At 47.4% G+C, this 13,198-nt stretch carries 11 protein-coding genes and 1 other annotated feature; of the genes, 9 read left to right on the top strand and 2 right to left on the bottom strand.

Annotated elements, in window-relative coordinates:
- Window positions 1–41: 41 nt before the first annotated feature.
- Window positions 42–527: a hypothetical protein gene (locus MHB72_RS15610; protein ID WP_035338224.1), complete on the bottom strand. Its 486-nt coding sequence runs from the start codon at window positions 525–527 to the stop codon at window positions 42–44.
- A gap of 188 nt (window positions 528–715) precedes the next feature.
- On the opposite strand from MHB72_RS15610, the gene hemA reads away from it, so the two are divergent.
- From hemA to ysxE, 8 genes are all read left to right on the top strand, one after another.
- A complete protein-coding gene (gene hemA, locus MHB72_RS15605) occupies window positions 716–2,077 on the top strand; it encodes a glutamyl-tRNA reductase (RefSeq protein WP_020452465.1) in 1,362 nt (453 codons plus the stop codon).
- 5 nt (window positions 2,078–2,082) lie between these two features.
- Entirely contained in the window at window positions 2,083–2,913 is an 831-nt protein-coding gene (locus MHB72_RS15600; RefSeq protein ID WP_020452464.1) for a cytochrome c biogenesis protein, read from the top strand.
- A gap of 39 nt (window positions 2,914–2,952) precedes the next feature.
- Window positions 2,953–3,894, top strand: coding sequence for a hydroxymethylbilane synthase (gene hemC, locus MHB72_RS15595; protein WP_023855431.1), 942 nt, complete (start codon window positions 2,953–2,955; stop codon window positions 3,892–3,894).
- Window positions 3,884–4,675 carry a uroporphyrinogen-III synthase gene (locus MHB72_RS15590; RefSeq protein ID WP_216919841.1) on the top strand — a complete coding sequence of 264 codons (792 nt, stop codon included), beginning with the start codon at window positions 3,884–3,886 and terminating at the stop codon, window positions 4,673–4,675. The genes hemC and MHB72_RS15590 overlap by 11 nt, the downstream gene beginning before the upstream one ends.
- A 3-nt stretch (window positions 4,676–4,678) precedes the next feature.
- Window positions 4,679–5,653 carry a porphobilinogen synthase gene (gene hemB, locus MHB72_RS15585; protein ID WP_020452461.1) on the top strand — a complete coding sequence of 325 codons (975 nt, stop codon included), beginning with the start codon at window positions 4,679–4,681 and terminating at the stop codon, window positions 5,651–5,653.
- Window positions 5,654–5,678: 25 nt separating this feature from the next.
- Entirely contained in the window at window positions 5,679–6,974 is a 1,296-nt protein-coding gene (gene hemL / locus MHB72_RS15580; protein WP_020452460.1) for a glutamate-1-semialdehyde 2,1-aminomutase, read from the top strand.
- Between the two features lie 148 nt (window positions 6,975–7,122).
- Entirely contained in the window at window positions 7,123–8,754 is a 1,632-nt protein-coding gene (locus tag MHB72_RS15575; RefSeq protein ID WP_216919844.1) for a LysM peptidoglycan-binding domain-containing protein, read from the top strand.
- A gap of 27 nt (window positions 8,755–8,781) precedes the next feature.
- Window positions 8,782–9,804: a spore coat protein YsxE gene (ysxE, locus tag MHB72_RS15570; RefSeq protein WP_216919852.1), complete on the top strand. Its 1,023-nt coding sequence runs from the start codon at window positions 8,782–8,784 to the stop codon at window positions 9,802–9,804.
- A gap of 18 nt (window positions 9,805–9,822) precedes the next feature.
- On the opposite strand, the gene MHB72_RS15565 is transcribed toward ysxE, so the two are convergent.
- On the bottom strand, window positions 9,823–10,014 hold the full coding sequence (locus MHB72_RS15565) for a hypothetical protein (RefSeq protein ID WP_020452457.1): 192 nt from the start codon (window positions 10,012–10,014) through the stop codon (window positions 9,823–9,825).
- A 167-nt stretch (window positions 10,015–10,181) separates the two neighbouring features.
- Window positions 10,182–10,414, top strand: a binding site (T-box leader).
- Window positions 10,415–10,474: 60 nt separating this feature from the next.
- Between MHB72_RS15565 and MHB72_RS15560 the strand changes: the two genes are divergently transcribed.
- A complete protein-coding gene (locus MHB72_RS15560) occupies window positions 10,475–13,117 on the top strand; it encodes a valine--tRNA ligase (protein ID WP_216919861.1) in 2,643 nt (880 codons plus the stop codon).
- Window positions 13,118–13,198: the final 81 nt, after the last annotated feature.

Here is a 13,198-nt window from a genome sequence, read left to right as displayed (position 1 = left end):
AGCACTTGCGGGATTGATGCAAGTGCTTTTTCTTGAATAAACTATTTTCTTTTTAAGAATAATAAAAGCAGACTAACCGCGATAAAAGCGGCCGGCCAATAAGCTTCTACATATGCCGTCTCGATATTCGCCGTCTTCAGCCAGGCGGCAATCTGCCGGAAAAAATAAAGATAGAGGGCGACTGCGATCATCAGCAGACTCTCATATTGATATTCTTTCGTCTTAAACGATTTGACAAGAAGTGCCGCACCGAGGATCAGCACGATGACCGCAAAATCATCCGCGCGGCTGAAATAGTCCTCTTTAAATGTGAAATAAACACCGATCGCTGTCATGAAGAGCCCTGCAAAGGAATGGGCGGAATCGGCTTCCTTCTGCCCCTGATAAAAAAGAGCCAGCCCGATGAGCCCCGCAAGTACAGACCATTCTTCCTGTCCGTCAAACAGGTTGATCCGGCCCGACCGCAGAAAGGCGTAGACAGCCACGGCTATCAACAGCAATGGAAGCAAAACAGATTTCTTTTTCAAAGTATCACCTTCTTGATGTAGTGAAAGAAATAGAAACACATTTTCTACTATATCACATCAATTTTTTAAAATCTGTTCACATTTTGGGAAGAGAAAATAGTGAATATATGTTATAATCGTTTTGAATAATAAATTCTATATTATAATCATTCTAATTTAGATAGATGCTGGGGGTGCAAGCAAGAGTTATGCATATACTTGTCGTGGGATTGGATTACAAATCAGCCCCTGTTGATATACGTGAAAAGTTAACCTTTCAGCCGGATGAGCTGGGGCAGGCGATGTCGCAATTGAAAGAAGAAAAAAGCATACTTGAGAATATCATCGTGTCGACATGCAACCGGACAGAGCTGTATGCAGTCGTTGATCAGCTGCACACCGGACGTTATTATATGAAAATGTTTTTGGCGAACTGGTTCGGACTAAGCAAAGAGGACATTTCGCCTTACTTGAAGTTTTATGAAAACGACGGAGCCGTTGAACATTTGTTCCGCGTATCGTGCGGATTGGATTCGATGGTTATTGGAGAAACGCAGATTTTAGGCCAAGTGCGTACAAGTTTTAAGCTGGCTCAGGAAGAGAAGACAATTGGTACCGTTTTCAACTATTTGTTTAAGCAGGCTGTCACCGTCGCGAAGCGCTGCCATGCCGAAACGGACATTGCTTCAAATGCTGTATCCGTCAGCTATGCAGCCGTCGAGCTTGCCAGGAAAATCTTCGGCGACCTTTCCGATAAACACGTGCTGATTCTCGGCGCGGGCAAAATGGGAGAGCTTGCGGTTCAAAACCTGCACGGCCACGGAATCGGACAGGTTACCGTGATCAACAGAACATTTTCAAAAGCGAAGGAGCTTGCCGGCCGTTTTTCAGGCGCGGCGAAAAGCTTAAATGAGCTGCAATGCGCTTTAATGGAAGCCGACATTCTCATCAGTTCAACGGGCGCAAGCGGCTATGTCGTCACAAAAGAGATGATCGAACATGTCAATAAGCTTCGCAAAGGATGTCCGCTTTTTATGGTGGATATTGCCGTGCCGCGGGATCTTGACCCGGCTCTCAGCGATGTGGAAGGCGTCTTTCTGTACGATATTGACGATCTTGAAGGGATCGTGGAAGAAAATCTGAAGGAGCGTCAGGCCGTTGCTGAAGAAGTGGAGCTGATTATTGAAGCTGAGATCGTCGCTTTTAAACAATGGCTGAATACGCTCGGCGTCGTGCCGGTCATCTCTGCTCTCAGGGAAAAAGCTTTGACAATCCAGGCGGAAACGATGCAGAGCATCGAACGGAAGCTCCCTCACTTGAGCACAAGAGAGAAAAAACTTTTAAACAAGCATACGAAAAGCATTATCAACCAGCTCTTGCGCGACCCGATTTTAAAAGTGAAGGAGTTTGCGTCAGAAGCTGATGCCGAAGAAAAGCTTGCGCTGTTTACGCAGATTTTTGATATTGAAGAAGCGGCTTTTCCTGACGGAGAGAATCAAGACGAACGCCAGCCGGTTCATGCGTTTAAGCGGCAAAACCAGCAGGGTTTGACTTCTATCGCGAGCGAGTGACAGACATGACAGACACATTGTTAGCAAGGCTTAACGAAGTTACAATCGTGTTGTACGCGCTCACCGTCCTCTTTTATTTTATAGACTTTTTACAGCACAACCGGAAGGCGGGAAAAGCGGCCTTCTGGTTGCTTTCTATTGTCTGGATTCTGCAGACGGTATACCTTTTTTATTTCATGCAGTACACAGATCAGTTTCCTGTTTTGAATAATGCACAGGGGCTTTATTTTTACGCGTGGGTGCTTGTCACGCTGTCTCTCGTTTTGACGAAGCTTTTGAAAGTGGAATTTCTCGTTTTTTTCACCAATCTCATCGGCTTTTCAATGGCGGCGATCCACACGTTTACACCGACGGCCCAGCAGTCGGCGGAGCTTTCGGGAAGGCTCGTGTCCGAGCTCTTGATCATCCACATTACAATGGCGATTCTTTCGTATGGAGCGTTTTCATTGTCGTTTGTCTTTTCCGTGCTGTATCTTTTTCAGTACCGTTTATTGAAAAAGAAAAAGTGGGGGAAATGGCTCTTACGAATCGAAGATTTGCCAAAACTTGATCATATGGCTTATGTCCTTAATCTCATCGGCGTTCCCATGCTTTTGCTGAGTCTGATTCTGGGGATTATCTGGTCGTATGTATCGCTTGAAACCCTGTACTGGGCGGATCCGAAAGTGCTCGGATCGATCGTGCTGCTTTTTTTATACGGATACTATTTATTTATCAGGATTGTCAAAGAGCTGCAGGGAAGGATCGCGGCCATGTGGAATACCGCGTCTTTTCTTGTTCTTTTAATCAATTTCTTTTTGCTCGGCAGCTTTTCGCAATTTCATTGGTTTAGTTAGTTAAAACGGTTGCCCGTGACGGATTGGGAGGAAGAAAACATGAGAAACATCATTGTAGGCTCAAGAAGAAGCAAATTGGCGATGACCCAGACAAAATGGGTGATCAAAAAGCTGGAGGAATTAAATCCGGATTTCACGTTTGAAATAAAGGAAATCGTTACAAAAGGCGACCGGATCTTGGATGTTACCCTGTCAAAGGTCGGCGGGAAAGGCCTGTTCGTCAAAGAAATCGAACAGGCGATGCTTTCCGGGGAAATTGATATGGCCGTTCACAGCATGAAGGACATGCCGTCGGCGCTTCCCGAAGGGCTGGTGGTCGGCTGCATTCCAAAACGGGAAGATGCCAGGGACGTTCTCATTTCAAAAAGCCGTCAAAAGCTGGCCGACCTGAAACAAGGTGCGGTTATCGGCACGAGCAGCCTCAGAAGAAGCGCGCAGCTTTTGCAAATGCGCCCCGACCTTGAGATCAAGTGGATCAGGGGAAATATCGATACAAGGTTAAAAAAACTTGAAACCGAAGATTACGACGCGATTATTTTAGCAGCGGCAGGCCTGTCAAGAATGGGCTGGAAGGACGATGTCGTCACCGAATTTCTTGATCCAGAGAGCTGCCTTCCCGCCGTTGGGCAAGGCGCGTTGGCGATCGAGTGCAGAGGCTCGGATGAGGAGCTGCTGTCCCTCTTTTCGCGCCTGAACGACCGCTACACACAGCTGACCGTCACGGCCGAGCGCGCTTTTCTTCATGCGATGGAAGGCGGCTGCCAAGTGCCAATCGCCGGATTTGCGACGATGGACGAAGACGGCGTCATCGAACTGACCGGTCTTGTGGCATCGCCTGACGGAAAAACCGCATACAGAGAAACAGTAAAAGGAAAAGATCCGGAGGCTGTCGGCAGAGAATGCGCGGCGGTCATGTCGGCAAAAGGAGCAAAGGCACTGATTGACCGTGTGAAACAGGAGCTGGAAGACAATGAAGCATGATCTTCCTTTACAGGGAAAGAAAGTGCTCGTCACCCGCAATAAAGCCCAAGCCCAATCCTTCAGGGAAAAGGTGGAGGCTTTGGGCGGAGAAGCTGTTTTAACGTCATTGATTTCGTTTCGGCCCGCCCTCCCGCGAGAACAGGTCCGACGCTTTCGAGCAGATCTTGAAAGCGCGGACTGGCTTGTTTTTACAAGCGTGAACGGGGCAAAATTCTTTTTTTCTTATTTAAAGAACGCCGGGTTCAGCGTTCCTTTCGCATCAAAGGCCAAGGTTGCCGCTGTCGGTGAAAAAACGGCCAGGTATTTGCGCGACAGGGGTCTTTCTGTCGATCTGATGCCTGAGTTATACGTGGCTGAACATTTGGCGGAGGCACTGAAGCGAAATGTCGGCCGTCATGATAAAGTGGCCGTTTTAAAAGGAAATTTATCCCGGGACGTCATCAAGAAAACCCTCACTCCGCTCGGAATTCAAGTTTCGGAATGGATTTTGTATGAAACCGTTCATGATGAAAAAGGAATTCTGGAGCTTAAGGAAGCAGCAAAACACGCGTCTTTTGATTTTGTGACATTTACCAGCTCCTCGACGGTACATACATTCATGTCCATTTTGAAAGAGGAGAGCAGAACGTGGGCCGAAAAGAACGGTACGGCTTTTATTACGATCGGGCCTATGACAAAGAAGGCGCTGTCGGACTACGGAATTCCTTCATATATGCCGGACGTCTATACAATCGACGGAATGCTGCGTGAAATATGCCGCATTTCAAGAAAGGGAGAATGACAAATGGAAGCATCATTTCAAAGACACCGCCGCCTGCGGACGACAGCAGGTATGCGAAAATTGGTAAGAGAAACCGAGTTAAGAGCATCTGACTTCATTTATCCGATATTTGTAACCGAGGAAGAGAACGTTAAAAGCGAAGTTCCGTCCATGCCGGGCGTATACCAGCTGTCTTTGGACCGGCTGAAAGAGGAAATGGAGGAAGTCGCAGGCCTCGGCATTCAATCTGTGATCGTCTTCGGCGTGCCTGAACACAAAGATGATGTGGGAAGCGGAGCCTATCACAACCACGGCATCGTTCAAAAAGCGATTGCGCAAATTAAACAAGACTTTCCTGAGCTTGTCGTTATCGCAGATACATGCCTATGCGAGTACACGGACCACGGTCACTGCGGCCTTGTGGAAAACGGTGAAATACTAAATGACGAATCGCTCGTTCTTTTGGCAAAAACCGCTGTCAGCCAAGCCCGTGCAGGCGCTGACATTATTGCGCCTTCAAACATGATGGACGGTTTCGTTGCCGCCATCAGGGATGCGCTTGATCAGGAAGGATTTACAAATGTGCCGATCATGTCGTACGCTGTAAAATATGCGAGCGCGTTTTACGGCCCGTTCCGCGATGCCGCGGGAAGCAGTCCGCAGTTCGGCGACCGCAAGACGTACCAAATGGATTATGCCAACCGCAGGGAGGCTCTCCGGGAGGCAAAATCCGATGTGGAAGAAGGCGCCGATTTCCTGATCGTCAAGCCGACGCTTTCATATCTTGATATCGTCAGAGAAGTGAAAAACGAATTTAACCTGCCTGTTGTCGGATACAATGTAAGCGGGGAGTATGCGATGGTCAAAGCCGCGGCCCAAAACGGCTGGATTGAAGAAAAAGCTCTTGTTCTCGAAATGCTGACAAGCATGAAACGGGCGGGCGCTGATTTGATCATTACGTACTTTGCAAAAGATGCGGCAAAATGGATTTCGGAATAAGAATTTGAACTGGGGGTTTTAGAGGATGCGGAGCTATGAGAAGTCTAAAGCGGCATTCGAAGAGGCGCAACGAGTCATGCCTGGCGGGGTGAACAGCCCGGTCAGAGCCTTTAAATCAGTGAACATGGACCCGATTTTTATGGAGCGGGGAAAAGGATCAAAAATCTATGATATTGACGGAAACGAATACATTGATTATGTCTTGTCATGGGGACCGCTTATTTTAGGACACAGCAATGAAAAAGTGGTGAAAGAAATTCAAAACACGGCAGAACACGGGACAAGCTTCGGTGCACCGACAGAACTGGAAACCGAGCTTGCCGAGCTTGTCATCGACCGTGTTCCTTCCATAGAAATCGTTCGGATGGTAAGCTCCGGTACGGAGGCGACGATGAGCGCCTTGCGGCTGGCGCGCGGTTACACAGGCCGTAACAAAATCGTGAAATTTGAAGGCTGCTACCATGGACACGGTGATTCCCTGCTGATTAAAGCGGGCTCTGGAGTAGCAACGCTCGGCCTCCCTGACAGTCCCGGAGTTCCGGAAAGCATTGCAAAAAACACGATTACCGTTCCTTACAATGATCTGGAAAGCATGAAGCTTGTCTTTCAGGAATTCGGAGAGGACATTGCCGGCGTTATCGTTGAACCTGTCGCGGGCAATATGGGTGTTGTACCTCCGGTTAAAGGGTTCCTCGAAGGGCTTCGCGAGCTGACTGAGACGCATGGTGCTCTGCTGATTTTTGATGAAGTAATGACAGGTTTCAGGGTGGGCTACAACTGTGCGCAAGGCTATTTCGGAGTGACGCCTGATTTGACTTGCCTCGGAAAAGTGATCGGCGGCGGTCTTCCTGTCGGCGCTTATGGAGGAAAGGCGGAAATCATGGAGAAAATTGCGCCGAGCGGTCCGATCTATCAGGCCGGCACGCTGTCCGGCAACCCGCTTGCCATGACAGCCGGACTTGAAACATTGAAACAGCTGACTCCTGAATCCTACCAGGAATTCTCCCGCAAAGCAGACCGTTTGGAAAAAGGAATTTCTGAAGCTGCCGGGAAAAATGGCATTCCGTGTACATTTAATCGAGCGGGGTCTATGATCGGCTTTTTCTTCACAAATGAACCGGTCATCAATTATGATACAGCGAAACAGTCTGATCTCGGACTGTTTGCCGAATATTATAAAGGGATGGCCGATGAAGGCGTGTTTCTCCCGCCTTCACAGTTTGAAGGGCTGTTCTTGTCAACCGCTCATACGGATGACGACATTGAGCATACGATTCAAGCTGCTGAACGCGTATTCGAAAGAATCAGCCGCTCCAGATAAAGAAAAGGGCTGCCGGACATTGCCGGCGGCTCTTTTTTGCATGGTGCCGGTAACGGCTTATGATTTTTCTGTTCATATTCTGCCTGCTTTTCTCATACATCTTTACTGACATCTAATTTTAAAAATTAGGTGAAGGGAGGATATCAGTTTGCCGCAAAACAATCGTTTGCAATTTTCTGTAGAAGAGTCAATCTGTTTTCAAAAAGGACAGGAAGTATCCGAATTATTATCGATTTCATTGGATCCTGACATTACCGTTCAGGAAGTAAATGATTATGTATCCATACGAGGGTCATTAGAGCTGACAGGCGAATACAACATAGATCAAACCCGGGAATATGCAGAGCTGCCTGCGACAAGCCGATTTGTGGAAGATGTAAAGCTGAAAGGGGACGGCAGCGCAGAGCTGACGCATTGTTTCCCAGTGGATATCACTATCCCGAAAGACAAGGTCAATCATTTAAACGACGTATTTGTTTTTATTGACGCTTTCGATTATCAGCTGACAGATGCGAGGATGCTGACGATTCAAGCTGATTTGGCGATTGAAGGCCTCTTGAATGTAAGCGGTGAAGCCGGAGAAGAAGAACCGCGTACTATGCCTGCGGCCGTCCAGTCGGAAGAGGAGCTTGAGCCTGCCTTCAGATCACCTTCAAACGACGAAGAACAGGGTAAAGAGGAAGAATTTTTGATTCAGCTTGACAGGTCTTATGAAGAGCAGGACGAAGAACAGCCGTATGAAGAAGCAGAAGAAACTGATACCGATGCGGAAGCGGTTCCGATTTACCAGTCGTTTCTCGGAGACGATACAGAGGAAACAAAGCCGTTTTTTACAGCGTCTTTGTCTGCGGCAGAGCGGACGAAGCGTGAAATGGAAAATCCAAAAGACGCCGCTCTTGAACATCCGGAAGAAGAATATGAGCTGAAAAGGGAGAAAGTAGAAGCAAAACCGGAAGAATATGAGCTGAAAAGGGAGAAAGTAGAAGCAAAGCTGGAAGAATATGAGCTGAAAAGGGAGAAAGTAGAAGCAAAACCGGAAGAATATGAACTGAAAAGGGAGAAAGTAGAAGCAAAGCCGGAAGAATATGAGCTGAAAGAGGAGAAAGAAGCAAAGCCGGAAGAATATGAGCTGAAAAGGGAGAAAGTAGAAGCAAAGCCGGAAGAATATGAGCTGAAAAGGGAGAAAGTAGAAGCAAAGCCGGAAGAATATGAGCTGAAAGAGGAGAAAGAAGCAAAGCCGGAAGAATACGAGTTAAAAAGGGAAGAAGCGGAAGCAGAGCCGGAGCCGCTCCAAAGGGCTTATCAAACTCATGATGAACCGAAAGAAACCCCGTTCTACGGTGTTCCGCCTCTTTTGGAGGAAGACCAGAATGACAGGGAGCCTGAGACGTTTGAAGTTGAAGTGACACAGAAAGCAGAAGCGATTGATGAAGAAGAGGAAGCCGGACATACCATTGAAATCCCGGAATATTCGTTTCATGAGCAGACGGAGCCTGAAGAAGAAAGAGATGAGATGCCGGCAGCAGACGACCAGGAAGTGTCAGCGAAGGAGAATGACAATGCTCTCTATTTGACAAAGCTGTTTACAAAACAGGGAGAGGAGGAGTTTACTCGAATGAGGATGTGCATCGTTCAGCAAAACGATACCATTGATCTTTTGTGCGAGCGCTATGATATTAATGTCCAGCAGCTCATCCGGATGAATTCCCTTTCCCTTGACGAGGAATTAAAAGAGGGACAGATCCTTTATATACCGGATTATCAAAACAGCCATGCCTAATGCATTGATAAAAATGTGGTGAAGCCGATGGAAGGCATCCAGTCTGTTTTAAATGAGTACGGTCTTACGCCTGAATATATGGAATCGGTCAGTCCAAAGGTATGGAAAGTGTATACGGATCGCGGTGTATTCGCCCTGAAAAAATTGGCGGCTTCAAGAAACGCCCGCTTCACAGAACAGATGATCTTGCTGGAGGAAAAAGGCTACAGGCAGTTTGTTCCCGTCTATCGAAACCGCACGGGCGAATTTTTAACGCAAGCCGGAGAAGATGTCTGTTATCTCATGCCTTGGCTTACCCTTGAAAGAGAGGAAGAGCGTGACCAAAAACACGAATATATGTTTAAAGAAATCGCTCTTCTTCACCAGCGAACGGAAAAAGAGCTCGGTGTGAGGCGGGAAGAAATACTCGTGCACTATGAACGGACAAAACGGAAATGGGAACAGCAAAAACAGAAATATGAAGAATTCATCTCAAGAGCGGAAAACGAATGGTATATGTCCCCGTTCCAGCTTCAGGCAGCCATGTATTTCAAAGAGACGATATCAGCTGCAGACTTTGCGCTTGCCCACCTTGAAGAGTGGTATGAGACCATGAAAGACAAAGAGTCTTCGAGAATGGTTTTAAACCACGGGCAGCTGTCCGTCCGGCATTTTCTCTATAACGATACCGGAACGGGTTACTTTACGAACTTTGAGAAAGCGGGCCACGGGCCCCCAGCGAACGATCTCATCGTATTTTTTACAAGAATGTTTAAGACGAATCCCGTGATGTGCACGGAATGTGTAAACTGGTTTTATACGTATCACAATGTCTATCCTTTGCGGGAGGAAGAAATCAGCTTATTCCTCAGCTATATGGCTTACCCCGGGCCTGTATTCGGTGTGCTGAACCGCTACGACCTTGAGAAGGGGCCCGGAGAAAAAGAAGCCTGTACAACGCTTTTGAAGGCGTACTGGCAAATGAAAAACGCCGAACCGCTTGTGATGAGCATTCACGAGACGGAAGAAAACAGAAAACTGCAGGAAGAAACAGAGTCCCCATCATCATGATGCGGACTTTTTTCGTGCTTATATCCAGTCAAGGTGAAAGGCGCACGCAAGGAATATGAGAATGCCCAAAAGGAGGACATCAAATGTGGTCGGAAAGATGATCGTGCGTATGCCCTGGAAGATCGTGATCGGGAGGACGACTTGAACAGCAACAAGCCTGACTTGCTTCAGCCACGGCTGGAATGAATGTGTGTTGAATTTTTTTCGCATCTTATGCCTCCTCTCCTTATCGTTACAGCATCATATGAGGAAAAAGAGCTTGTGTGCATGGCCCAGTATCGTATAAAACAAGAGAAAAACGGAAAAGATGATTGACGAAAATGAAAAAGATTTAGTAATATAAGAAAAAGAAAAAGTACGTGCTGAAAAGTCAATGATCACCCGCTTTGAATGGGAAGAGTACAAAAACAGACGCTTGCAGAGAGGGAAGCCGGTTCGCTGAAAGGCTCCCAGTCAGTCTTTTTTGGAAGGTCGCCCAGGAGCGCAATTTCTCGAACAAAAAGTAGAGAAATTCGGGAAAGTCCCGTTATCCCATTTAAGTGCGTGAATGCGTTTTTTTCGCATTCATGAAAAAAGGTGGTACCGCGAGAGAGTTCTCTTCGTCCTTTTAACAGGATCGAGAGGGCTCTTTTTTATTGTTCAGCCGTTTAATACTGTTGGAGGTTTGAAAATGGATAATCAAGAACTGACGATGCCGACAAAATACGATCCGTCTGCAGTTGAAAAAGACAGATACGACTATTGGGTGAACGGCAAATTTTTTGAAGCGAAAAACGACCCTGAAAAAGAACCATACACCGTTGTCATTCCCCCGCCGAATGTGACGGGTAAGCTGCACTTGGGGCATGCTTGGGATTCCACCTTGCAGGATATCGTGACAAGAATGAAACGGATGCAGGGCTATGACGTGCTCTGGCTGCCGGGTATGGATCACGCCGGTATTGCAACTCAGGCAAAAGTAGAAGCGAAGCTTCGCGAAGAAGGAAAAACGCGCTATGATCTCGGCCGCGAAAAATTCCTTGAAGAAACATGGAAATGGAAAGAGGAATATGCCGATTTTATTCGCAGCCAATGGGCGAAAATCGGGCTTGGCCTTGACTATTCAAGGGAGCGTTTCACCCTTGATGAAGGGCTTTCTAAAGCGGTTCGCGAAGTATTTGTGAAGCTATATGAAAAAGGGCTGATTTACCGCGGAGAATATATCATTAACTGGGACCCGGCCACTAAAACGGCTCTGTCTGACATCGAAGTCATCTATAAAGACGTACAAGGCGCGTTCTATCATATGCGCTATCCGCTGAAAGACGGTTCAGGCTCGATTGAAATTGCGACGACTCGTCCGGAAACGATGCTCGGCGATACAGCGGTTGCGGTACATCCGGAAGACGAGCGGTACAAACACCTAATCGGAAAAACGGTTATTCTGCCGATCACAGGAAGGGAAATTCCGATTGTCGGAGACGACTACGTCGATATGGAATTCGGCTCAGGTGCCGTCAAAATTACACCTGCCCATGATCCGAACGACTTTGAAATCGGAAACCGCCACAACCTTGAACGCATTCTCGTTATGAATGAAGACGGCACAATGAATGACAAGGCGCTTCAATATAAAGGCATGGACCGTTTTGAATGCCGCAAGCAGATCGTGAAAGATCTTCAGGAAGAGGGCGTGCTGTTCAAGATTGAAGAACATACGCATTCGGTCGGCCACAGCGAACGCAGCGGAGCAGTCGTTGAGCCGTATTTGTCAACGCAGTGGTTCGTGCAAATGCAGCCGCTTGCCGATGCCGCCATCGAATTGCAAAAAAGCGAAGGAAAAGTCAACTTCGTCCCTGACCGTTTTGAAAAAACGTATCTGCACTGGATGGAAAATATCCGCGACTGGTGCATTTCCCGCCAGCTTTGGTGGGGCCACCGTATTCCTGCGTGGTACCATAAAGAAACGGGGGAAATCTATGTGGGCGCTGAAGCTCCTGAAGATGCCGAAAACTGGGAGCAGGACAAAGACGTTCTTGACACATGGTTCAGTTCCGCTCTTTGGCCGTTTTCAACGATGGGCTGGCCGGATATCGATGAGGAAGATTTCAAGCGTTACTATCCGACGAACGTCCTTGTCACAGGATACGATATCATTTTCTTCTGGGTATCCAGAATGATCTTCCAAGGTATCGAATTTACCGGAGAACGTCCGTTTAAAGATGTTTTGATCCACGGGCTTATCCGCGATGACCAGGGCCGCAAAATGAGCAAATCGCTCGGAAACGGCGTCGATCCGATGGATGTGATCGATAAGTACGGAGCGGATTCGCTGCGCTACTTCCTTGCGACGGGAAGCTCTCCAGGGCAGGATTTACGCTTCAGCTTTGAAAAAGTGGAGTCAACATGGAATTTTGCGAACAAGATTTGGAACGCATCAAGGTTCGCCCTGATGAACATGGACGGCATGACATACGAAGAGCTTGATCTGTCAGGAGAAAAATCAGTTGCCGATAAGTGGATTTTAACAAGGTTGAATGAAACGATTGAAACTGTGACACAGCTGGCTGACAAGTACGAATTCGGCGAGGTTGGCCGCCATCTCTACAATTTTATCTGGGATGATTTCTGCGACTGGTACATCGAAATGGCTAAACTTCCGCTTTACGGTGAAGATGAAACGGCGAAAAAGACGACCCGCTCTATTTTAGCGTATGTGCTGGATCAAACGATGCGCCTGTTGCATCCGTTTATGCCTTTCCTGACGGAGGAGATCTGGCAGCATCTTCCTCACGAAGGGGAATCCATTACAGTCGCCAAGTGGCCTGAAGCTGTTAAAGAATATACGGACACCGAAGCAGCGGCGGATATGAAGCTTCTCGTTGAAGTCATCCGCGCTGTACGGAACATCCGGAGCGAAGTCAACACGCCGCTTAGCAAGCAGATTGAGCTTTATATTAAAACAAGCACGCCGGAAATCGCCGAACGACTTGAAGAAAACCGTTCGTACGTAGAACGCTTTACGAATCCGAGCCTTCTTCAAATCGGAACGGATATTCAGGCGGTCGATAAAGCGATGACCGCTGTCGTATCCGGCGCCGAGCTGATTTTGCCGCTCGAAGGTCTAATTAACATTGAGGAAGAAATCAGCCGCCTGCAAAAAGAACTCGATAAGCTGACGAAGGAAGTTGAACGGGTTCAAAAGAAATTAAGCAACGAAGGATTTATGAAAAAGGCGCCTGCACATGTCATTGAAGAAGAGCGGGCGAAAGAAGCCGATTATACGGCAAAACGTGAAGCTGTAGAAAAAAGAATTGCCGAATTGAAAAATTAATCAACGAAAAAAGGAGGTGTTTTCCAGGTCTTTCTAAAGATGCTGGAAAACACCTTCATCAATTGAAGGGAAGGAATTCGC

This window comes from Bacillus sp. FSL K6-1284 (assembly GCF_038002625.1).
GTDB classification, from domain to species: domain Bacteria; phylum Bacillota; class Bacilli; order Bacillales; family Bacillaceae; genus Bacillus; species Bacillus paralicheniformis.
Note: the sequence above shows the minus strand (reverse complement) of the source record. Positions and strands in the feature narration are given on the sequence as shown.

Bases quoted from the DNA above. Each gene is read 5' to 3' on its own strand.
- hemA (WP_020452465.1), top strand. From the start codon at position 716: ATGCATATACTTGTCGTGGGATTGGATTACAAATCAGCCCCTGTTGAT.
- MHB72_RS15600 (WP_020452464.1), top strand. From the start codon at position 2,083: ATGACAGACACATTGTTAGCAAGGCTTAACGAAGTTACAATCGTGTTG.
- hemC (WP_023855431.1), top strand. From the start codon at position 2,953: ATGAGAAACATCATTGTAGGCTCAAGAAGAAGCAAATTGGCGATGACC.
- MHB72_RS15590 (WP_216919841.1), top strand. From the start codon at position 3,884: ATGAAGCATGATCTTCCTTTACAGGGAAAGAAAGTGCTCGTCACCCGC.
- hemB (WP_020452461.1), top strand. From the start codon at position 4,679: ATGGAAGCATCATTTCAAAGACACCGCCGCCTGCGGACGACAGCAGGT.
- hemL (WP_020452460.1), top strand. From the start codon at position 5,679: ATGCGGAGCTATGAGAAGTCTAAAGCGGCATTCGAAGAGGCGCAACGA.
- ysxE (WP_216919852.1), top strand. From the start codon at position 8,782: ATGGAAGGCATCCAGTCTGTTTTAAATGAGTACGGTCTTACGCCTGAA.
- MHB72_RS15565 (WP_020452457.1), bottom strand. From the start codon at position 10,014: ATGCGAAAAAAATTCAACACACATTCATTCCAGCCGTGGCTGAAGCAA.
- MHB72_RS15560 (WP_216919861.1), top strand. From the start codon at position 10,475: ATGGATAATCAAGAACTGACGATGCCGACAAAATACGATCCGTCTGCA.